We start from the raw sequence: 20176 nt of genomic DNA on the forward strand, positions 1-20176 counted from the left end.
TCGTTACCGGGTCTTCCACTTCGTCGCCAATGCGCGCGCCGCCTGCGTCAGGATCATGACGTCGATTCCAACAGCCAGAAATTGTGCGCCCATCTCAAGGTAGCTTTGTGTCGCCTCTTCATGAGTGCCCAGAATTCCGGGAGCCTTGCCGGCTTTTTTGATTCGGCTGATTGCGTCGGCAATCGTTTCGCGAACCTCCGGCGCCGCGCTGTTGCCCTGGTATCCCATATCCGTCGACAAGTCCGCTGGACCGATAAAAACGCCTTCGACGCCATCGACTTTCAAAATATCATCAAGCGCGGCGATACCGGCACGGTTTTCGACCTGAACCAATAGGCAGACTTGCGCATCTGCTGTCTGGATGTAATCGGAGAAAGATCCATACCCGGTCGCCCGCGCGGCGCCGGCACCGACGCCGCGGACCCCTTCTGGTGGATAGCGACACGCGCGCACCAACTCGCGCGCTTGATCGGCGCTGTTGACCATGGGAACCAAAATTGTTTGGGCACCGGCGTCCAATACCATTTTGATCAGCGCGGTGTCTCCGACGGGCACCCGAACAACCGGATGTGTGGCACTGGCCGACAAGGCCATTAGCTGGTCACGAACTGAGCGGATATCGTTGGGCGCATGCTCTCCGTCGATTACCAGCCAGTCGAAGCCAGCGGTTCCCATGATTTCGGCGGTGACGCTTTCGGCGAAGCTGGTCCAACAACCGATCAAGCGATCCCCATTGGCCAGAGCTTCTTTGAATGTGTTTACAGGGGCTGGCATCACGGAGCCTCCAAGGCGGTGGTGGAAACGCCTGACAGTGATGGCCATTCGGGGGAAAAGGTCAATCAGATTTGGCATTGGGTTCGAAGGTGCTGCGGGCAAATCTGGGCAACAAGGCTCTGAATAAGGGGTTTTCCGCGCTGTTGCAGTCTTATTGGATTTCGGTCAAGATTCCGTATGACCAAAGACCTGCCATCGACATCCCGCTCGTTGCCGATTGCGTTGCTTCGGGCCCGCGAACGGGTCATGGGCCCTATTCGGAAGATGTTGGCAGACGCCGGCGTAACCGAGCAGCAATGGCGTGTGTTGCGTGTTCTGAACGAGGAAGGTCCACAAGAGCCCACGGTGATTGCTGACCGGGCGTGTCTGTTGTTGCCCAGCCTGACACGGATTTTGCAAAAGCTCGAGGTTAAGGGAATGATCCGGCGCAGTGCCCATCCAATCGACAAGCGCCGACAGATTGTCGAGATCATGCCAACGGGTGAGCAGATCATCCGGGACAATATCGACGTCACAGTCCGGCTGGCGGATGAGATAAAGTCGCAATTGGGCCCCAAAAGGCATGAAACGCTGCTGGACCTTCTGAACGATCTTTATGATCTCAAAACCTGAGAGGTTACTCTGCGCCCCGCCAGAGGCGGTGATTGGTGTCCCCTGGCGGGAGAGTCGGACTTAGACTTGTGTTTTGTGTCCGACCGACGCTTCAGAGGACCAGCCAACCTGAAATGAGGCGACATTGCGAAAGTTGCGACCCTTGGGGGGGGCGGGCCACGACCGCGGTTCTCTGAAACAGGTGCACCCGGTCTTTTGTGCAATCCGCCCTATCTTGGGGCTTTGGGCGGGCAAGAATGGTCTGGGTGCAATTCAACGTCTGTTTGTTGTCTGCAACCTTTGATTTAGTGCTTCGATCTGTCATTCCAAGATGTAGGGCTACAAAATAACCCGGGTCAGGACGTCGCTTTGGCTTGTTCAGACCGGGTGTATCATTAGGATGCGCCCAGTGCGTTGCAAGAAGGGGCCAAAGATGTCTGATACGTTGTTTTCCTTGCCAGACCCGATCGAGGTACCGATCCACGGGGAGTCGTCCTTTTACCCCGTCGGTCGCATTTTCTGTGTCGGACGCAATTATGCAGCCCATGCCGCGGAAATGGGCCACGAGGTTGACCGCGAAGCGCCGTTCTATTTCACCAAATCGGCAGCCAATGCCGTTCTGTCCGGTGCGACCGTGCCGTTTCCGTCCGGAACCGAGAATTTTCATCATGAGATGGAATTGGCAGTCGCGCTCGGAAAGCCCGTTTTCAAAGCCAAACCTGCCAAGGCCGCAGATGCAGTCTACGCCTATGGCTGTGCTCTGGACATGACCCGTCGGGATTTGCAGATCCGCGAGCGTAACAAGCAACGCCCTTGGGATCTGGGCAAAGACCTTGAAAATGGCACCGTTCTTGCCCCGCTGACGCGCGCCTCGGGCTGGATGCCCGAGGATGACAAACGTATTTTTCTCAGCGTGAATGGCGACGTTCGGCAAGATGCGACCTTGCACGAACTGATCTGGAAGATTGATGAGATCATCAGTCACCTTTCCGGATATTACCATCTGCGACCCGGAGACATAATCCTGACCGGTACACCGGCCGGAGTGGGGGCGCTTGCGCCCGGAGACGTTCTTGAGGGTGGAATAGATGGGCTGCAGCCAATCTCTCTGACGCTGTCAGATCCTGAATAGCCTCTATTTAGGCTCTTTCAGCCAGTCCGTAGAAAACTCCACGCGATCCAGTCCTGCGAACCTGCGGACCCGGTCCAACTCCGAGGTCAAACGACTTGTCCGTGCCGCGGACCATTTGACCGAGCGTTCTGGCCACACCGCACTGACTTGCAGAACGCCCCGATCGCGATGAGCCTTCATGTCGATCCGGCCTATAAGCCGGTCGCCTTCAAGCAGCGGGAAGACATAGTACCCATAGGTACGCTTCGCTTCGGGGACGAAGACTTCGATACGATAGTGAAATCCGAACAATCGCTCGGCCCGGTTTCGATCACGCAGCATAGGGTCAAAGGGGCTGAGCACGCGAATGCGACCCGGCGGGGCAGCCTGGGGCTTGGTGTCCGCCAAGACCGGTTTTGAAACCAATTTGCGGGTCTGCCCATCCGCACATGTGATTTCGACTTCCTCAATTTCTCCCCGTCTTAGAGCCTGCTTTACCCATTCTCGCGCCTCTGTTGCGCTGACGGTGTCCCAGAATGCTGCCAGCTCACCGGACGTGGCGAACCCCAACCTGTCCAGGGCTGCGTTGCAAAGCCAATTCACTGTTTCCGGCGCATCAATATCTGCATCGCCGGGGCAAAGATGCGTGTCGATCACCCGTTCCGTCAGGTCGTATCGTTTTTGGAACCCGCGCCGTCCGACAACCGTCAACGCGCCAGATCGCCAGAGAAATTCAAGCGCGGTTTTTGAAGGGTGCCAGTCCCACCACCCGCCCGAGCCCTTCTTTTCGTCCTTCCCGACATCGGACGACGATACAGGGCCATGATCACGAATATGGTTCAGAACGCTTTGGAACTGCTGTTCGAAGCCATCGCGTCGCCAATTCTTCCACCGGGATTTCAGCAGTTCAGCATCGCGTTGAAAGCGCAGATGCCAGTGTCGGTAGAATTCCATCGGAATAACGGCGGCATCATGGGTCCAGTGTTCGAACAGCGCGCGGTCGCGTTCATAAAGGCGCTTTAGGTTTTGCGCGCGATAGCTGGGCCTGCGTGAGAACAGGATCATATCATGGGCGCGCGCAACCGTGTTGATACTGTCCAGTTGAACAAAACCCAGCCGATGGATCAGATCCAGCAGCTCTGCCCCTTTGGCCCCCCCTGAAGGCTGTTCTGCCAATGCATGACGGTCCATGAACAGCAATCGGGCTGTGCGATTGTCCAGCTTTTGAATAGCCACGGCGTCAGCGCCGTTTCAGCGTGTCACCATAGCTGATTTTCGGCGTCAGGGTAACGCGAGACTCTAATTCAGCCTCGGGATCGGCCAGTTGGGCGGCTATGATCTCGGCGGCTTTGCGCCCGATCTCAAGACGACAGGCATCCATCGTGGCCAGCTTGCGCGGTAGGCCCTGCAACAGTTCAACGTTGTTGAACCCGGCAAGACCAATCTGTCCGGGCACGTCTATACCTTGCTCCAGCAGGTACAGCAGCCCTCCGGCACCAATCATATCATTGGAATAATACAGAAAATCCAGATCCGGAGAGCGTTCCAGCATGGCCTGCGTCATCTCACGCCCCTTGGCCAGGGCTGACCCGCCGGAATAGAACTCGCGGTCTTCAATTTCGACCCCGTGTTTGCCCAGCACTTCGGTGAAGCCTTCGAACCGTTTGCGGGCGCGGTGATCCAGCGGCATCTTGGTGCCCATAAACCCGATATGCTCGTACCCCGCCTTCAGGATTGCCTGCGCCATCTCGCGTCCGGCGCGGCGGTGCGAAATGCCAACCATTGCATCCACGGGTTTGCCATCGGTATCCATGATCTCGACCACTGGAATCCCCGAGGAGTCCAGCATGGCACGCGCGGCCTCGGTATGTTCCAGCCCCGCGATGATCACACCTGATGGCCGCCACGAGAGCATCTCGTACAGTACCTTTTCCTCTTTCTCGGGAAGGTAGTCGGTAACGCCGACCACGGGCTGCAATTCGGTATCTTCCAATACTTGGTTGATGCCGGTCAGCACCTCGGGGAAAACCATGTTCGAAAGTGAAGGGATGATCACCGTGACCAGATTCACCCGGCTTGAGGCCAGCGCGCCAGCGATCTTGTTGGGCACATATCCCAGTTCTTTTGCTGCGGCCAAAACGCGGGTGCGGGTGGCGTCCGACACGTCACCCCGGTTGCGCAGGACGCGGCTGACCGTCATCTCGGACACCCCCGAGGCCTCAGAGACATCCCGAAGAGTGAGCGGGCGTTTGGTTTCTGTTGTCACGATGGCACCTGCGTCGTTGTTTTAAGGGATGGTAGCGTGAACAGGACGCATTTTACAACTGCCCATCAAAGGTCATGACAACCTGAAAAATCCGGGGTACAGAGAGCCTTGCGCGGCCCCGTGGCTCAACTGGATAGAGCAGCCCCCTCCTAAGGGGCAGGTTGCAGGTTCGAATCCTGCCGGGGTCGCCATAAGTTTCAGAAATAATTAGTAAATTTTGTAAATCACGAAGTAGAAGCGGTTTGTGCAATGCGTCAGGACTTAGCGCGATACCCATTATACTTGGCGATGCACGATTGAAATTTCAACTAAGATCAAAAACTTGCACAAAACTTGCACAGAAAACGCGATTTTGTTCGGGCGACTGTGAAGATTGTAAATGTTTCGGATTTACCAGCCAGTCTCCCGCTTTGTCTCCAACCAAAGATTTCCAATAGTGCCCAAAATAATTGAGTTATGCACGGTGGAGCGATCAGGGTAAGGACTCTAACTGTCCTAAACGGCACCCAAGAAATCGAACGCTTTAGCTTCCTGAGGCCTGAATTCATAGCTCACTCAAATTGATTGATTGATTGATTGATTGAACTTAGAAAGTGATTGCCGTTTAGCTTTCGGTTTCTCAGCGAAACGGGCTTTTTGTAACAAGACTTGCCAGCTACATTCAATTATTGCGATCCTTCAGAATGACGAATCTTAGCAGGTGTATTTTTGCCAGGTTCTTTTGGGGGGAGATTGTCGATGGCTTTTTTAAAACCTTTCATGCGTGCAATAGCGCTCAGTTTTGGTGTATTTGTTGCATTCGCAAACACCGGGATTGCGGAAAACCAAGCCCCAACCGAATGGTCCAGGACCGAACCTTTCCCCAACCAAACTGTTTATTATCCTGGCACTGAAGCACTTGGTCCAGACGAAATGCGAGTTATCGCGTGCGGAACCGGCATGCCCCAACCACGTCTAAAACAAGCTGCTGCGTGTTTCCTAGTTGAGCTAGGGAATGGTGAAAAATTCATATTTGATATGGGTGAGGGATCTTACGAACGGATCATGGCGCTTGGAATTCCATTGGATCAGCTCGACAAGGTTTTCCTGGGCCATCTGCACCTCGATCATGCCGGCGATTTTCCTGCCTTTTACTTTACTGGCCCTGTGAACAATCGCCTTACGCCTGTACGTCTTTGGGGACCCGAGGGGATTAAACCTGAATGGGGAACCAAATCATGGGCAAATCACATGAAGCGGATGTGGGCGTGGGAAGAAGCGACACGGGGTGCAGCCGTCGACCCAAGAGGGCTCCAACTTGAGGTCAACGAATTCGACTGGAAAGCAGTGAACAACGTTATTTTTGACGAAAACGGGGTTCAGGTTAGAACACTTCCGGCAATTCATGGTGAACAGGCCGTGAGTTTCGTGCTCGAATGGAATGGCCTTAAGTTTGCTTTTTCTTCCGATACGCTTCCGACTCGTTGGTGGCGCGAACACGCTGCTGGGGCTGATCTTGCCATTCACGAATGCTTCACGCCGCCTGAGTTCATGATTGAGAAATACGGATTTGCACCTTCGGAGGCCATTTTCGTGGGCTCACAGGGGCACACTTCCGCGCAGGCATTCGGGAAGATAATGTCCGAGACGGAACCGCGGTTGGCGGTTTGCTATCATTTCCAAAACGATCATGACATCGCACTGGCTGTCTATTCGGCAATTCGGGAAACCTACGATGGTCCCTTGGACCTGGCTGCCGACTTCATGACATGGAACGTGACGAAAGACGAAATTCGCACGCGCCAGGGCGTACCGAATGAAGAGTCTTTTCCAGCACCCGTTCAAATGGCCAAGCAACCGCCAGATTCCGCTGCTGAGTTTCCTTTCTCGGAATTCGATCTTGAGAGTATGGACCTAGGCGCTGCGGAAGCGACGAATGAAATGATCGAAGCTTTCAACGCGCGTTCGGGGAACAACGAAGTAGGCGCTTACACTAGTCTCCCATTCAAGTAATGTGACAATTGCGGCTTTTGGCCAGTTTCGACTTAGGCCGCATACTGTTCTCTTCGCGTCGACGGCAGCTAGGACAAATGCGCTAGCGGTCAGGCAACTTTGGTAACGAATTGAGCGATGGAGTTCTCAAGCTGAAAAAACCTTGGGGTTCGCCATCGTACGCAATAGGCGCAAATCTGCGCACGAACGAACGTGCGTTGCACAAGACCTTATCGCTCCACACGTCGAGCTGACGAGCTTTCAAATAACAGTTTCTGGATTAAACAAGTGGCGAACAAGCGGGTGCAAATGGCGAATTCAAATGCCCAAAACAATAGAAAATTTGCACAAAACCCGCACAACAGCACAGCTGGTTTCCATTAAGAATTTGAAAAAGATAACTAAATCAAGCTGACCTGTTCCCCTCCTAAGGGGCAGGTTGCAGGTTCGAATCCAGCCGGGGTCGCCATTCACTGAACTGCACGATTTTTTCTCATATTTTACAATTGGTTGTGCGGATGTGTCCCGTTCTTGGGTGGGCGTGTCCCATTTTAGACAACCCCCATCAGTAATTTCGCCATACTCTCCCGATCCGCCGCGCGAGTGTATCGTTCGACTTCGGAAAGGCTCATATGACCGCCATTGCTGCGATTTGATGCGTCGTCGCTTCCTTTTCTGACCAATAGACGCTGAACGCCTTTCGCAGCCCATGCAGTCGGGCGTCCATGCCAGCCGAGCGCGCCGCATCGCCGAATTTGTTGCCCAGGCTTTCGGCCTTAAAGGGCTTGCCCTTCTCGGTCAGGATGAAGGCAGTAGCAATTTCTGGGGTGCGGTCGATCACAGCGCGCAACTCTGGGGTTAACGGCACCCGGGCTTTGACGCCGCTTTTTTGGCGCTCATAGATCAGCAGGTCACCTTTGATGTTCTTTCGCCCCAGCTTGGCCAAATCTGCACGGGCAGCGCCGATGTAGAGCGCAAGGTCAAAGATCAGGCGTTCGCGGGTTCCGACTGCCCAGCGATCCTGGAGTGCTTTGATGTCTTCAGATTCGGCAACAGCGAATCCTTTGATCTTTGGCTTGTCGAGCTCGATCCCTTTCATAGGATTTTTGCGAATGAAACCGAGGCGCCGCAAGTGCTCAAAAACATTTTTTAGAACCTCATATTCGTTCACTGCCCCATGTCCGCCCTTGGCGCATAGGGCGCGCTCAATCGCTTCTGACGTAATTGTCTTGACTGGCCGCACACCCTGAGATTTGCGATATCGCGAAAAGATGGCCGTGCGTGATTTGCGGGTGCCTTCGGCATAACCCGCCCATTCGGTGTTACCTGACGTGTAGAGGTTCAGAGCCCACGCAAATGTGCCTGCGTTGGGCAATTCAGTGCCTGGTGGCACGTCCTGCCAGCGCGCGTGTTCAGCAGCCCATGCGGCCAACACCTTATGGTCGCTAGGATGCAGGCCGTGAACACCTAATGATCGCTCTACACCGTTTCTGCGGTAGGTGTGGAACCACCGTCCCCGGCGCTGTTTTGAGCGAAGGTAAGGGATCTTTTTCATTATGCGTCACCCTAGAAGGGTTTGCCTTCCCATTCTTGGCTTGCCCCATCATGGTCAGGATAGTCGAAGGTTACGCCATCAGGCCCAACGCCCTTGATGCGCGCACCAGGGCACAATTCGAGTGAAGTTTTATAGGCATCATCGATTTGGCGCTTGGTCGGCATGGAAGAGGTGGCGAGGCGAGGCATGGTTAGCTGCCGTCCTCCGGGTAGGCTTTGCGATCAACCGCGCAGTTTCCTTGTCGGACAACGCCAGTTTCCGGACCCATTTCTTGGGAAACTTTCTGTGAAGGCTGGGTTGGGCAGCCAAAAACTTGTGGCGCAGTTGAACCGCAATAGACTGCCGACACCAATTTATGATGCGCATGTAACCGGCAAGCAGGTTGCGACCGCACTCATCGTTCAGGTCTAGGATCGCAGGATAATCCAGAGCGTCCGAGACGTTGCTCAGGACGTCAAGCCGCCCTTCGCTTTTGCTTTGCGTAATCGCCCCTGAGCGTCCTTCGCGATAAAGCAGCCCGATTTCGTTGATGATCCCTACGCGCCCGCCAATTGCCAGTGCTACCGAGTGGATTCCAACGTCTTCGAACAGACGTCCTTCTGGGAAAGTAAGATCATGTTCCTCGACATACGCACGTTTCCAGATCCGCGCGCATGTCTTTGGTTTTGTGCGGAATACTCTTGGTTCAATCAGCGGGCAAAACTGTCTATGCTGCAGACCGCCCAGAATGCTGTCCCAGATTTCGCTGTCGTAAAAGGGACGAACAGCCAAAGTTGTGTCGGAAAACACAACCGAGCGGGAAAAGACCTGAGCACAATCAAATTTTTCCGCATAGCGAACCATTCGTTCGTAGGCTCTGGGGGCCATCAGATCGTCGCCGTCAAGATAGGCGATGTAGGGAGCAGTCGCTACTTCGCGGCCTGTGTTTCTAGCGGCGGACAGGCCTCCGTTTGGGCGACTCAGAACCATCCAAATTGTGTTGCATTCGGAAAGTATTGCGCCTGCGATATCTGCGGTTTCATCTGAGCTGCCGTCATTGACGACAATCACTTCGATTGTCAGTTTTCCTGCGGCAGCAAAAACTGAACGCAGCGTTTCTGGCAAAGTGGCCGCACAGTTATACGAGGGAATAATGACACTAAGTTCGGGGCTCGGACCGGACTTGTGGTTGAGAACGTCTATTTTGAATTGGTTTCGGTCAGCGGCACTAATTCCGCTGATTTTCTTGTCCGAGCAGTCAGTGATCGAGAATTCCATGTGGACACTTTTCTTGTAAGCTGGATTCTGTTTGTGGAATACGGGAATACTATGGCAGCAATCCACGGAGGCGAGATTTATTCCGAGTATACATTCCTATTTTGGCATGAATATCTATCCAACCGGTGTTTTCTGGATTCTGGGCTCTTAGATTGTCGATTTCACGCTGAATACTTTTTTTAGAAACCCATTTGCCAGGAGTTTCTTTTCCGAATGGTCCGCTCGACGGGCCAAGAAATGTGTACTTCACAGTCTTGCCCTCGCGCGCGGGCTCAAGCGCGGAGCTGCCGGAGACTTTCATCTGATCGACTACCTTAAAGCTGCTATAGCCAGCTCGGGACAATGTAGCTACGCGATCTGGCCAGTCGTCAAACCTGGATTCAAAGCTGACATATGTTGGTTTTTCCACCAGGTCGCCGATCGAGTCGATCACAGCGCCGTCGAATCCTTCGATGTCGATCTTGGCGTAATAGGGCACACCGAAACTTGGCCAGATATGTGCTGGATTCACCGTTTTGATCTCACATGATTCGACTGGCCCCAACCGCAAGGCCATGTCTTTGTCGAATGAACTCTGTTCCGAGTTCACCAACGACACGTGAAAAAGCAACAATCCGTTTTCTTCAGCAACGCCCAAGTTTAACAAGACGAGGCGCCCGTCGTTGATTTCCTCTGCAAACCGGGTTGCGTTGCGTTCGGCGATCTGGGGGTTGGCTTCGATTGCGACCACACGAAACCCCTTAGCAAGATAGAATTCAGTATCGCTTCCCGAATGCATCCCAAAATCGTAGATCAGATCATCCTGACGCTGTGTGAGATGGCTTTCGGGAAATTCAGCGACTTCGCGAACGACACGCTGCAAAGCTGTTGTGACCAGCTTTGACGTGGCTTCTTCGAAACTGAAATTCCAAATTTCTCCGGATCCGCAGACTTTACCAACCTTGGACAAATCGACAGGAATCTCAACTGAATCGGTGATATCGTCACCCGATAGCTTGAGGCCCTCTGGGGTGCGTTGCAATTGGATCGTAGTACTGTCTTTGCTTTTGAACTTGATCGAATTGATCAATTTCACCCAGTTCCCGCCGTCTTGTTGCTGCGAAACAGAAAGCTTGTCGTTCTCAACTCTTATCGTGGCGGCGGCAGTTTCGTTTTTTCGCTGAAAAGTAATGAACGTACCGTCGTTCTTCATGGAAAGCGAGAAAGTGGTGTTGAGTTGGATTTCTCAACTTTCTAGCCACAGTTCTCTCCAACCTGAAAAAGCGCTATTTATACCAGAATCCTGACTTCGAAATGTTCTTCTATGTATCCGCCACACAGCGTTTGGTATTGTGGGTATTGCAGTACAGTCCGTCGGTCCACTGGATATTTGCGGGCACCGTCAAAAGCCTTCTCTCGTGTGGAAGCTCGTGTTTTTCAAGATTCTACTTCGCTTTTTTGTTTTTCTGTTTCGTGCGTTTTGAATTGTTGATCGAATAGGCTGCGGAAGCTGCCGTTCTTTTCCATCAACTGTTCAAGACTTCCTTGTTCGATCACCGCTCCATCCTGAATAACCATGATTTTGTCCGCCTCAAGAATCGTAGAGAGCCGGTGTGCGATCACAATAACGGTCACGTCTTCGGTCAGCGAATCCAAAGCGGCTTTAACCAATGACTCGGATTCTGCATCCAGTGCGCTTGTTGCTTCATCCAAAAGCAGAATCTCGGCTTTGCGCAGTATTGCGCGAGCAATCGCGATACGCTGCTTTTGACCTCCGGACAAGAAGGTCCCGTTTTCCCCAACCTGCGTATCATACCCGTCAGGCAATTCGGCAATAAACCCGTGTGCATGGGCGGCTTTGGCTGCAGCAATCACCTCTTCATCGGTCGCCTCGGGTGACGAACATCGCAGATTTTCCATTACCGTTGCGGAAAACAGGAAAGTATCCTGACCTACATACGATATCTTGCGTCGCAGCGAAGCATAACTGACATGGCGTAAGTCCTGGCCGTCTATTTCAATGCTGCCATCTTCGGGATCATAGAACCGCATGATCAGGCCGAACATTGTTGACTTCCCACCCCCGGATTGCCCGACCAATGCTGTTGTCTTTTTGGCCTCGAAATTGATGTTCATATCTTCGATCACCGGCATGGCACCGCTGTAGCCAAAAGTTACATTCCGCAAGGAAATCTCTCCAGGACCATCCAAAAGGTCATGAGCGTTCGGGCTTTCCTTCATTGTATCTTCTTGGTCTAGCAATCCGAACAACAGACCGACGCCCACCATGCAAGTTTCAATCTGGACGCGCATCTTGGATAGGCGTTTGGCGGGTTCGTATGCCATCAACAAAGCCGTAATGAATGACATCAGCTGCCCGGCCGTAGGCGTTTCGCTGCCGGCAATCCCCATTGTGCTGACCACCAGAACACCTGCGACAGCAAGACCGGCCAAGAACTCCATCAGTGGGCTGGCGATAGACTGCAGCCTTGCGATATCGTTGGCTCGTTGCTCTACACTGCGAATTGCTGTGTCCATCCGCGTGATCATTCGATCCTCAAGAGCGAATACCTTGATTACCTTGATGCCGGTGGACGTTTCCTGAAGGACGCGTATGATCTCGGCCAGCGATTTGAATTCCGCCTGCATGATCGCACGAACACTTTTAAGAAGGTACCGCACCCCAAAAAGTGCCACCGGGCCGACAACGAAGAACATGATCGACAGAACGGGTTGTTGATACACCATAACAATGACCAAACCGACGAGAGTAAGTGCGTCGCGTACAAAGCCGGTAACTATTACGTCGATCAGCTTCCTGGCCGCCTGAGCGCCGTGAGTCGTGCGCATCAACAAATCCGAAGATTCATGTGCCGCAAAGAAAGAGACTCCGTGCCGAAGGAGTTTGCGATAGACGCGGTCCTGTTGAGTGGCGACGATCCTGTTGCCGGCTCGGGCCAGGAAAATGGATTGGATATAGGAGGCAACGGCTTTCGTTAGAAATAGCGCGATGACGCCCAATGCGATTAAATGCACCCAGCTGCGCATTTCAGGGTTTGTCATGGCATCCACGATGTATTCCATCATGTAGGCCGACCCGGCAGTCGTAGCGGCGACCGCGATCATCGCGACTATAGCTACAGCGTACAATCCGCCCTGTGCGAAGAAGCTTTCGCTGATGAGGCGACCCATATAGCCAGCTCGCCAATTGTCCCAGGCACGCTTAATCATTGCGTTCTCCAGATCGTAAAACCATGCGCTCGCTCAGATAACCTATATTCTGTCCTGTCAAAAGGGCGGACTGTGAGGCGTGACAACTTGATAGAGGGTAGGTGTGTTGAGAAAGCCGTCGCCACATAGTAATGGTTTGGCTGATCGGCAAGTGAATGGCGGAAAACGTCCAATTTGGGCGTGATGTTGCGCAAATAGAACACGCTTTGATCGGGATCAGTTTAAAAGTGTTAATATTGTGATACAGTTATGTGTTAGTAAGCACAAACCGGTATTGAGGCGCGTTGCTCACAATTCGCGTAAAGAGTGCTGTGGTAGGCGGATATTTGCCAGAGGCTGGCTGTTCTGATCCTTCTGCCGAATCTGCTACTTTAAGTAGTTGTTGTTACAGCTTGCGGCCACTAACAATGCCGCGCATTTGAGTGGAAAAGAACCGTGTCTATAAGAGCTGTTGTTCTCAGTTTGCCGAAAGAGGTTCAACGTAGACGCTTCTGCGAAGCGGAGCTTGCGAAGTTTGGCGTCACGTTTGAGTTTTCAGATGCTATCCCCGGACATAAGCTCGATACGCCAAATCTGCATCAGATTTACGACACGAATGAAAATCGTACAAAATTCAAGCGCCCGCTCAGCTTGAACGAAGTTGCCTGCACGCTGGGCCACCGTCAGATCTGGCAAAAACTGGTAGATTCTGGTGACCCTGTTTGGCTGGTGCTCGAAGATGACGCGACATTTGTGAAAGATCCTAGATCGTTTCTGGATGCGATGCACGATTGTTCTGAGTGCTTCGAAAGCGTGATGATAAAACTGGACGGAGTTCCGGGGAAGAACGTGCAAGTCCTTAAGGAATTTGCGGACCAAGATCTGGTCCTATCAGATCGCCTGCCACCTCGAACAACGGGGTATATCATCGGTCGCAGAGCCGCGGCTCAGCTGCTTGAAATTGATGCTCCGATTGCCCGGCCTGTTGATATCGATCTGAAGTTCTACTGGGAACACCGGGTACCGATACTTACGCTGGCCGCTCCGATGATCTCTGAGCGCGAAGCACTCGGTAGTTCGATCGACCATGGCCGTAAAGAAATGAAACCGGGATCGCCTCTGCTCAGGTTCGCGCGCAACCTCGTTTATCAGGCCAAATATACTCACGGCAGGCTAAGCCACCCTTTGAATCCTGACAGAATCGAAGGGTTAGGCCCATTGTTGCGCGCCGGGAATAAGGTCCGAAGCCACGTATGAAGAAAAGCCTCGTCGTTGTCCGCGCGGGCAGCAAGTCATTGCACCACCGTTGGTGCGAAATCCCCTATGAAGATCGCGACTATGACCTGATCGTCAGTTTCTTTTCCGACGAAGCCTATCACAGCTTTGTCGCAGAGGACGGGGTTGAAGCTATCTTGCTGAAAGGCGGCAAGTGGGACGGTTTGTACCAAACACTTATTGACCGGAACCTTGAGGGTTACGACTATTTCTGGTTGCCTGATGACGATCTGGACATCAGTGCGCAGGACGTCAATGCCATGTTCGCGTCGATGCGGCATTATGGTCTTCGCATTGCTCAGCCATCGTTGAGTTCAGAAAGCTATTTTTCGCATTTCGTATTCAGCCAGTGCCCGGGCTTTGTTCTGAGATACACAAACTACATCGAGATTATGGCCCCTTGTATGCACCGCGATGTGCTGCAGAAGGCTCTGCCCCTGTTTCAGAGCACCATGAGCGGCTACGGGCTGGACTATATCTGGTGTCGTTGGGCCGAGGCCGGTGCATTCAGGACAGCCATTCTGGACGAGATCGCAATGCATCACACCCGCCCCGTCGGGAAAAACCTGAAGGCGGCTATGGCGGCTTCTGGTAATCTCAGTTCAGAAGAAGAAGAGGCCGTTCTGAAAGAGATGTTCGATTTGTCACGACGTACGGTTCCGATCGTGTTTGCGGGTATCTTGCAGGGCGGACAACCCATCTCGGGGCGGTTGAAGTTGGGTTGGTGGATGTGCCGTGGCTGGATGTCCGTGTTGAACGCCTTTCGCAGCAAGGCCGAGGCACGGTCAGGCATACTCAAAATCGCTAGGCGACAGTTGATCAAGCCGCTCGACATGAGCACGATTTCACCGAAGCACGAAGGTAAATAGATGAACAAAGGTCGATTTCTGATGGTAGGGGCCGGGCTTTCTGGCGCGGTGATTGGACGTGAACTTGCCGAACAAGGGCATGAAATCACAATCATCGACAGTCGCGACCACATAGGGGGCAACTGCCACACCGAGCGCGATGCGGATACAGGCGTGATGGTACACGTCTACGGCCCGCACATCTTTCACACTGACGACGAAGAAGTGTGGAACTACGTCAACAGCTACGCCAATTTCCTGCCCTACAAGAACCGGGTCAAGACGACCTCGAAGGGTCAGGTGTTTTCGCTGCCGGTGAACCTGCATACGATCAACCAGTTCTTTGGCAAGACGATGCGCCCGGACGAAGCACATAAGTTCATTACCGAAGAACAGGCGGACACTTCGATCACCGACCCTCAGAGCTTTGAAGAACAGGCGATGCGGTTTGTTGGCCAGGACCTCTATGAGGCGTTCTTCAAGGGCTACACCATCAAGCAGTGGGGCTGTCACCCGTCCGAACTGCCCGCATCGATCCTGAAACGCTTGCCTGTTCGCTTCAACTACGACGACAACTACTTTTTCCACAAGTTCCAGGGCATGCCGGAAAACGGATACACCGATATGATTGCGGGTATTCTGGATCATCCCTCGATCACTGTGAAGCTGGGCACGACATTCGACCGCAGTATGGGCGATGATTTTGACCACGTTTTCTATTCGGGGCCGCTGGACGGGTATTTCGACTATGAGCTGGGCCGGCTGGGGTATCGTACGCTGGATTTCGAACGCTTCACGTATGATGGTGACTACCAGGGGTGTGCTGTCATGAACTACGGCGAGGAAGAGGTCCCATATACCCGTATTACCGAGCACAAGCATTTCGCGCCGTGGGAAACGCATGACGGTTCCGTGTGTTACCGCGAATTCTCGCGTGCGGCCGAACCGGACGACATCCCCTATTATCCTATCCGTCAGGTCAAGGAAAAGGCGCTGCTGGGTGATTATGTCGAGCTGGCCAACAAGGCGGAAAATGTCACGTTTGTCGGTCGCCTCGGCACCTATCGCTATCTGGATATGGACGTCACTATCCGCGAGTCTCTGGATACAGCCAAATCGGCGTTGTCCGCGATTGCGGCAGGAGAGAAACTAAAGCCGTTCTTTGTGACGGTTCTCTGAGTTCAGGACGGTGTAAGTTCGGGGAACCGGGAGCGGGTTCTGTTCGCGAAGGCAACAAGCGACAGCATCACTGGGACCTCGACTAAAACGCCAACAACGGTCGCAAGCGCCGCCCCTGAATTCAGGCCAAACAGGCTGATGGCGACGGCGACTGCCAGTTCGAAGAAATTGGATGTGCCGATCATGGCGCACGGGGCGGCTATACGATGCGGAACCTTCAGCGCGTAAGCTGCGCCATAGGCCAGGGCGAATATGCCATAGCTCTGGATCAGGATCGGTACTGCAATCAGGACAATCACAAGCGGCTTGGCCAGGATCGTCTGTCCTTGCAGGCCGAACAGGATGACGACTGTGGCAATCAACCCCAGGATGGACCACGGCTTAACGCGGGCCGAGAACGCCTCAATCGCTTGTTTAGAGCCTAGTCTGCGTCGTGTGATCAACCCTGCGATCAAGGGCAAAACAACATAGAGCACCGTCGCCAGAACCAGTGTTTGCCAGGGAACCGCGATATCAGTGACACCCAACAGAAACGCCACAATAGGGGCAAACGCCACCACCATGATCAGGTCGTTGACCGAGACCTGCACCAGCGTATAGGTCGCGTCCCCTTTGGTCAGTTGCGACCAGACAAACACCATCGCCGTACAGGGCGCTGCACCCAGCAGGATCAGACCGGCGGTGTATTGTGCGGCGTCCTCGGAGCGTATCCACGGGGCGAAAACGTAGTCAAAAAACAGTACAGCCAACACGGCCATGGTGAAGGGTTTGATCAACCAGTTCACCACGAGGGTCACGATCAGTCCCTTGGGTTGGCGGGCAACGCCGGCTACGGCTCCGAAGTCGACTCCGACCATCATTGGGTAGACCATGGCCCAAATCAGCACCGCGACGACCAGATTGACGCTTGCCACCTCGGCCGAGGCGACCAGGCCCACCAGCCCGGGCGCGGCGAGTCCGATCAAGACGCCGCCGATCATCGCCAGCGCAACCCAGATGGTCAGGTATCTTTCAAAAACGCTCATGCATGTGCCTCGTGGGTTTGGTCGGTCAGCTTGCCCGATGTCAACGCGGCAAGCGCGACCATTGCCGCGGCTGTGCCCAGGACCAAAGGCAAGCCTCCGACTTGGTAGGTAAGGCCGGACAGAACGGTGCCCACAAGGCGTCCTGTGGCATTGGCCATATAATAAAAGCCGACGTCCATGGTGACCCGCTCGGATTTGGTGAAGGCCAGAATCAAGTAGGAATGCAGGGACGAGTTCACTGCAAAGATCGCTCCAAAAACCAAAAGACCCAAAACCAGTGTCACGGTCAGCCATGTTTGCGGCCCGTCCGAGATCAGTACCGCTACCGTCAGCGTCGCAGGAATGCAGAACAGGACAGCAGCCCAGGTGCGGGCGGCTTTTATCAAGTCGCCCTCGGTACGGTCCGCGGCCCGCAGGATTTTTGGCGCGCTGGCTTGGACCGCGCCGTACAGTATGACCCAGACGGCCATGAACGTACCGATCATGAAAAAGGCCGCGCGGTTGCCTTCTTCCGTGCCATCCGACAGGACGGCGTAAAAGTATATCGGTATGCCGACCACAAACCACACATCGCGTGCGCCAAACAGAAAAACCCGCGCCGCCGATAGCCAGTTCACGTTGGGCGATTTTGAGAAGACCTCGGAGAACTTGGCTCCTTTGCGTCCTTTGGGTAGGCCGGGCGGCATAAAGCGAATGACGGCGAACAGGATCACGGCCAGAACAGCGGCCATGACAAAGATCGCTGTCATAAAGCCCATTGTGACCAGCATGATCGCGCCAAGCAAAAAGCCCACCCCTTTGACCGCGTTTTTGGATCCGGTGAGAATAGCAACCCAGCGAAACAACCCTCCGCCTGTCGTGGGGGCCAGTAGTTTGACGGCGGATTTCGAAGACATTTTGGCCAGATCCTTGGCCACGCCGCTGGCACCCTGTACAGCCATCACGAAGGCGACCGAGGTGGCGACGCTCCAATGCGGGTCCAGAAACGTCATTGTCAGCAATGCTGCAATCTGTATCCCCAGACCGGCATAAAGCGTCGAGGTCAGCCCGAACCGCGCAGCGATCCAACCCGCTGACAGATTGGTCACCATCCCGGCGACTTCATACAGAACAAACAGATAAGCCAACTGAACCGGCGAGAACCCTATGGTATGAAAGTGCAACAGCACCAACATCCGCAGGGCTCCGTCGGTCAGCATAAAGGCCCAATAGGCCGCCGTGACCGCGATATAGGCCGACAGTCCCTCGGGCCGGTCGCTCACAGCGCGTTCCCCACCATCAGCGCCACATCCACCAGACGGTGCGCATAGCCCATTTCGTTGTCATACCACGCATAGATCTTTAACTGCGTCCCGTTCACCACCATGGTCGAAGGCGCATCGACAATCGAAGATCGTTCGTCATTGGTGTAATCCGTCGAAACCAATGGCCGGGTCTCATAGCCCAGAATACCTTTCAGCTCACCCTCGGCGGCGGCTTTGAAGAAGGCGTTGACCTCTTCGACGGTGGTTTCACGTTCCACCTCGAACACGCAATCGGTCAGCGAGGCGTTCAGCAGGGGCACCCGCACCGCGTGGCCGTTCAGGCGGCCTTTCAATTCGGGGTAAATCAGCGTGATCGCCGTGGCCGAGCCAGTCGTGGTCGGGATCAGCGAGTTCAATGCCGACCGCGCACGCCGCAGGTCTTTGGCGGCGCGGTCCACGATGGTTTGCGTGTTGGTCACATCGTGGATCGTGGTCATCGAGCCATGACGGATACCCAGATTCTCATGAATGACCTTAACCACCGGGGCCAGACAATTGGTGGTGCAAGACGCCGCGGTCACGATGTGATGGGCCGCGGGGTCATAAGTGCCTTCATTCACGCCCATCACGATATTGGCCGTGGGGCCGTCCTTGACCGGGGCCGAGACGACAACCTTCTTCACCCCCGCCTCGAAATACGGTGCCAGCTTAGCCTCGGTCTTGAACACGCCAGTGCAGTCGATAACCACATCCACGCCGTCCAGAGGCAGGTCGGACAGGTCTTTGGTGCCAACGAACGGCAGGCGCGTGCCATCGATCGTTACGCTGTCGGCATCATGGGTAAACTCCGCATCCCAGCGGCCATGGACCGTGTCGAATTCCAGCAGGTGCGCGTGCATCTCGAGGTCGCCGACGCCATCATTGATCCAAGCGATCTTGGCGCCCTTCTCGATCAGAGGTTTCAGGGCCAGTTTGCCCATCCGGCCAAGGCCGTTTACCGCGTAAGTGGTCATTTCATATCCTCAACGGGGGTTCTGCCGATATCATCGACGGCGGTTTGCAAAGCGATCCGGTCCAGGCTTTCGACCGGCAATGACGTAAACGCCTCGATCCGTCGTTTCAGCGCGCCATAGGCGTTCTGGAAGGCCAGGCTTTTCTCGGCGTCCGTGCCTGTGGCTTTGACCGGGTCGACCATGCCCCAATGACCGCTGATTGGCTGGCCTTCCCAAGCGGGACACTCCTCATTGGCGGCCTGATTGCAGACGGTGAAGACAAAATCCATCTCGGGCGCGCCATCGGCTGCAAATTCGGACATATGCTTGGACCGCAGCACTGAGGTGTCGTGCCCTTTGTCGCTAAGTACCTGAACGGCAAATGGGTTGAGCTGCGATGTGGGCTGCGTTCCGGCCGAGTAGACGTTGAAGCGATCCTCTCCCAACGTGCGCAGAATGGATTCGGCAAAGATCGAACGGGCGGAATTGCCCACGCATAAAAACAAAACGTTGTATTTGCGATCCGGCATAGTCTCGGGTCCTTGTGAAAACGGCATACAGATATCGGGCCGGCCCCTGCAGCAATCGTTCAGCAAGAAGTCCAGCATGTGCTGCACATTCGTCATCTCGATCGAATAGAGCAGCGACGTCCCTGACCGTTCCTGCCGCACCAGCCCCGCGCGTTGCAGCGCGTTCAGGTAATTCGACAGGGTGCTGGGTTTGATATCCAGCTCGGATGCAAGCTCACCCGCTGGAACAGTGTCAGGATATCGTCGCATGAGCATGCGAAACACCATCAAGCGTTGCGGGTGACCCAGGGTGGCCAGTTTGTCGGTTGTCTCATTTATCATATTTCATGAAATATCGAAGTAATAGAAAAACGGCAACCGGCGATCAGC

At 54.3% G+C, this 20176-nt stretch carries 17 protein-coding genes and 1 tRNA gene; 7 read left to right on the top strand and 11 right to left on the bottom strand.

From position 1 onward, the window contains the following. Positions 1–3: 3 nt before the first annotated feature. The gene (locus AC2TAD_RS16655; protein ID WP_353392594.1) at positions 4–774 is read right to left on the bottom strand and encodes an HpcH/HpaI aldolase family protein; all 771 of its coding nucleotides are present in this window, start codon (positions 772–774) and stop codon (positions 4–6) included. Positions 775–951: 177 nt separating this feature from the next. Between AC2TAD_RS16655 and hpaR the strand changes: the two genes are divergently transcribed. Then, positions 952–1386, top strand: a complete 435-nt coding sequence (gene hpaR, locus AC2TAD_RS16660; RefSeq protein WP_480869001.1) for a homoprotocatechuate degradation operon regulator HpaR — start codon at positions 952–954, stop codon at positions 1384–1386. Between the two features lie 412 nt (positions 1387–1798). Next, positions 1799–2497 (top strand): fumarylacetoacetate hydrolase family protein, encoded by a 699-nt coding sequence (locus AC2TAD_RS16665; protein ID WP_480869002.1) that lies wholly within the window; start codon positions 1799–1801, stop codon positions 2495–2497. A gap of 3 nt (positions 2498–2500) precedes the next feature. Here AC2TAD_RS16665 and AC2TAD_RS16670 read toward each other — a convergent pair whose 3' ends face one another. Beyond that, positions 2501–3712 (bottom strand): winged helix-turn-helix domain-containing protein, encoded by a 1212-nt coding sequence (locus AC2TAD_RS16670; protein WP_480869003.1) that lies wholly within the window; start codon positions 3710–3712, stop codon positions 2501–2503. Between the two features lie 4 nt (positions 3713–3716). Beyond that, positions 3717–4742 (bottom strand): LacI family DNA-binding transcriptional regulator, encoded by a 1026-nt coding sequence (locus AC2TAD_RS16675; protein ID WP_480869004.1) that lies wholly within the window; start codon positions 4740–4742, stop codon positions 3717–3719. A 114-nt stretch (positions 4743–4856) separates the two neighbouring features. On the opposite strand from AC2TAD_RS16675, the gene AC2TAD_RS16680 reads away from it, so the two are divergent. Together AC2TAD_RS16680 and gntH are read left to right on the top strand one after the other, a co-directional pair. Next, positions 4857–4933: transfer RNA gene (locus tag AC2TAD_RS16680), tRNA-Arg, on the top strand. Positions 4934–5480: 547 nt separating this feature from the next. After that, entirely contained in the window at positions 5481–6734 is a 1254-nt protein-coding gene (gene gntH, locus AC2TAD_RS16685) for a guanitoxin biosynthesis MBL fold metallo-hydrolase GntH (RefSeq protein ID WP_480869005.1), read from the top strand. A 607-nt stretch (positions 6735–7341) separates the two neighbouring features. Here gntH and AC2TAD_RS16690 read toward each other — a convergent pair. The 4 genes from AC2TAD_RS16690 to AC2TAD_RS16705 all read right to left on the bottom strand — a co-directional run bounded on the left by AC2TAD_RS16690 (position 7342) and on the right by AC2TAD_RS16705 (position 12735). Then, on the bottom strand, positions 7342–7884 hold the full coding sequence (locus tag AC2TAD_RS16690) for a tyrosine-type recombinase/integrase (RefSeq protein WP_480869006.1): 543 nt from the start codon (positions 7882–7884) through the stop codon (positions 7342–7344). Between the two features lie 522 nt (positions 7885–8406). Continuing rightward, the gene (locus tag AC2TAD_RS16695; RefSeq protein WP_480869009.1) at positions 8407–9525 is read right to left on the bottom strand and encodes a glycosyltransferase family 2 protein; all 1119 of its coding nucleotides are present in this window, start codon (positions 9523–9525) and stop codon (positions 8407–8409) included. A gap of 49 nt (positions 9526–9574) precedes the next feature. Further along, positions 9575–10717 (bottom strand): FkbM family methyltransferase, encoded by a 1143-nt coding sequence (locus tag AC2TAD_RS16700; protein ID WP_480869010.1) that lies wholly within the window; start codon positions 10715–10717, stop codon positions 9575–9577. Between the two features lie 224 nt (positions 10718–10941). Then, positions 10942–12735, bottom strand: coding sequence for an ABC transporter ATP-binding protein (locus AC2TAD_RS16705; protein ID WP_480869012.1), 1794 nt, complete (start codon positions 12733–12735; stop codon positions 10942–10944). A 462-nt stretch (positions 12736–13197) separates the two neighbouring features. On the opposite strand from AC2TAD_RS16705, the gene AC2TAD_RS16710 reads away from it, so the two are divergent. The 3 genes from AC2TAD_RS16710 to glf are packed head-to-tail and all read left to right on the top strand — an operon-like array spanning position 13198 to position 16016. Continuing rightward, complete coding sequence (locus tag AC2TAD_RS16710) at positions 13198–13971, top strand: glycosyltransferase family 25 protein (RefSeq protein WP_170755443.1); 774 nt, start codon at positions 13198–13200, stop codon at positions 13969–13971. After that, positions 13968–14858: a hypothetical protein gene (locus AC2TAD_RS16715; RefSeq protein ID WP_480869014.1), complete on the top strand. Its 891-nt coding sequence runs from the start codon at positions 13968–13970 to the stop codon at positions 14856–14858. The genes AC2TAD_RS16710 and AC2TAD_RS16715 overlap by 4 nt, the downstream gene beginning before the upstream one ends. After that, complete coding sequence (glf, locus tag AC2TAD_RS16720) at positions 14859–16016, top strand: UDP-galactopyranose mutase (protein ID WP_480869016.1); 1158 nt, start codon at positions 14859–14861, stop codon at positions 16014–16016. A 2-nt stretch (positions 16017–16018) separates the two neighbouring features. Here the strand turns inward: glf and arsB are convergent, their stop codons facing one another. Genes arsB through AC2TAD_RS16740 form a run of 4 tightly spaced genes read right to left on the bottom strand, consistent with a single transcriptional unit; the run spans position 16019 to position 20128 of the window. Next, a complete protein-coding gene (gene arsB / locus AC2TAD_RS16725; protein ID WP_480869018.1) occupies positions 16019–17041 on the bottom strand; it encodes an ACR3 family arsenite efflux transporter in 1023 nt (340 codons plus the stop codon). Beyond that, complete coding sequence (arsJ, locus tag AC2TAD_RS16730; protein ID WP_170755440.1) at positions 17038–18303, bottom strand: organoarsenical effux MFS transporter ArsJ; 1266 nt, start codon at positions 18301–18303, stop codon at positions 17038–17040. The genes arsB and arsJ overlap by 4 nt, the downstream gene beginning before the upstream one ends. Further along, positions 18300–19298 carry an ArsJ-associated glyceraldehyde-3-phosphate dehydrogenase gene (locus AC2TAD_RS16735; protein WP_480869020.1) on the bottom strand — a complete coding sequence of 333 codons (999 nt, stop codon included), beginning with the start codon at positions 19296–19298 and terminating at the stop codon, positions 18300–18302. The genes arsJ and AC2TAD_RS16735 overlap by 4 nt, the downstream gene beginning before the upstream one ends. Then, positions 19295–20128, bottom strand: a complete 834-nt coding sequence (locus AC2TAD_RS16740) for an arsenate reductase/protein-tyrosine-phosphatase family protein (RefSeq protein ID WP_170355706.1) — start codon at positions 20126–20128, stop codon at positions 19295–19297. The genes AC2TAD_RS16735 and AC2TAD_RS16740 overlap by 4 nt, the downstream gene beginning before the upstream one ends. Positions 20129–20176: the final 48 nt, after the last annotated feature.

It is taken from the genome of Ruegeria sp. HKCCD7628 (assembly GCF_057221005.1).

What these genes read in the sequence shown, in the direction of transcription:
- AC2TAD_RS16655 (WP_353392594.1), bottom strand. Translation starts at nt 774, where the DNA reads ATGCCAGCCCCTGTAAACACATTCAAAGAAGCTCTGGCCAATGGGGAT.
- hpaR (WP_480869001.1), top strand. Translation starts at nt 952, where the DNA reads ATGACCAAAGACCTGCCATCGACATCCCGCTCGTTGCCGATTGCGTTG.
- AC2TAD_RS16665 (WP_480869002.1), top strand. Translation starts at nt 1,799, where the DNA reads ATGTCTGATACGTTGTTTTCCTTGCCAGACCCGATCGAGGTACCGATC.
- gntH (WP_480869005.1), top strand. Translation starts at nt 5,481, where the DNA reads ATGGCTTTTTTAAAACCTTTCATGCGTGCAATAGCGCTCAGTTTTGGT.
- AC2TAD_RS16695 (WP_480869009.1), bottom strand. Translation starts at nt 9,525, where the DNA reads ATGGAATTCTCGATCACTGACTGCTCGGACAAGAAAATCAGCGGAATT.
- AC2TAD_RS16700 (WP_480869010.1), bottom strand. Translation starts at nt 10,717, where the DNA reads ATGAAGAACGACGGTACGTTCATTACTTTTCAGCGAAAAAACGAAACT.
- AC2TAD_RS16705 (WP_480869012.1), bottom strand. Translation starts at nt 12,735, where the DNA reads ATGATTAAGCGTGCCTGGGACAATTGGCGAGCTGGCTATATGGGTCGC.
- AC2TAD_RS16715 (WP_480869014.1), top strand. Translation starts at nt 13,968, where the DNA reads ATGAAGAAAAGCCTCGTCGTTGTCCGCGCGGGCAGCAAGTCATTGCAC.
- glf (WP_480869016.1), top strand. Translation starts at nt 14,859, where the DNA reads ATGAACAAAGGTCGATTTCTGATGGTAGGGGCCGGGCTTTCTGGCGCG.
- arsB (WP_480869018.1), bottom strand. Translation starts at nt 17,041, where the DNA reads ATGAGCGTTTTTGAAAGATACCTGACCATCTGGGTTGCGCTGGCGATG.
- AC2TAD_RS16735 (WP_480869020.1), bottom strand. Translation starts at nt 19,298, where the DNA reads ATGACCACTTACGCGGTAAACGGCCTTGGCCGGATGGGCAAACTGGCC.
- AC2TAD_RS16740 (WP_170355706.1), bottom strand. Translation starts at nt 20,128, where the DNA reads ATGATAAATGAGACAACCGACAAACTGGCCACCCTGGGTCACCCGCAA.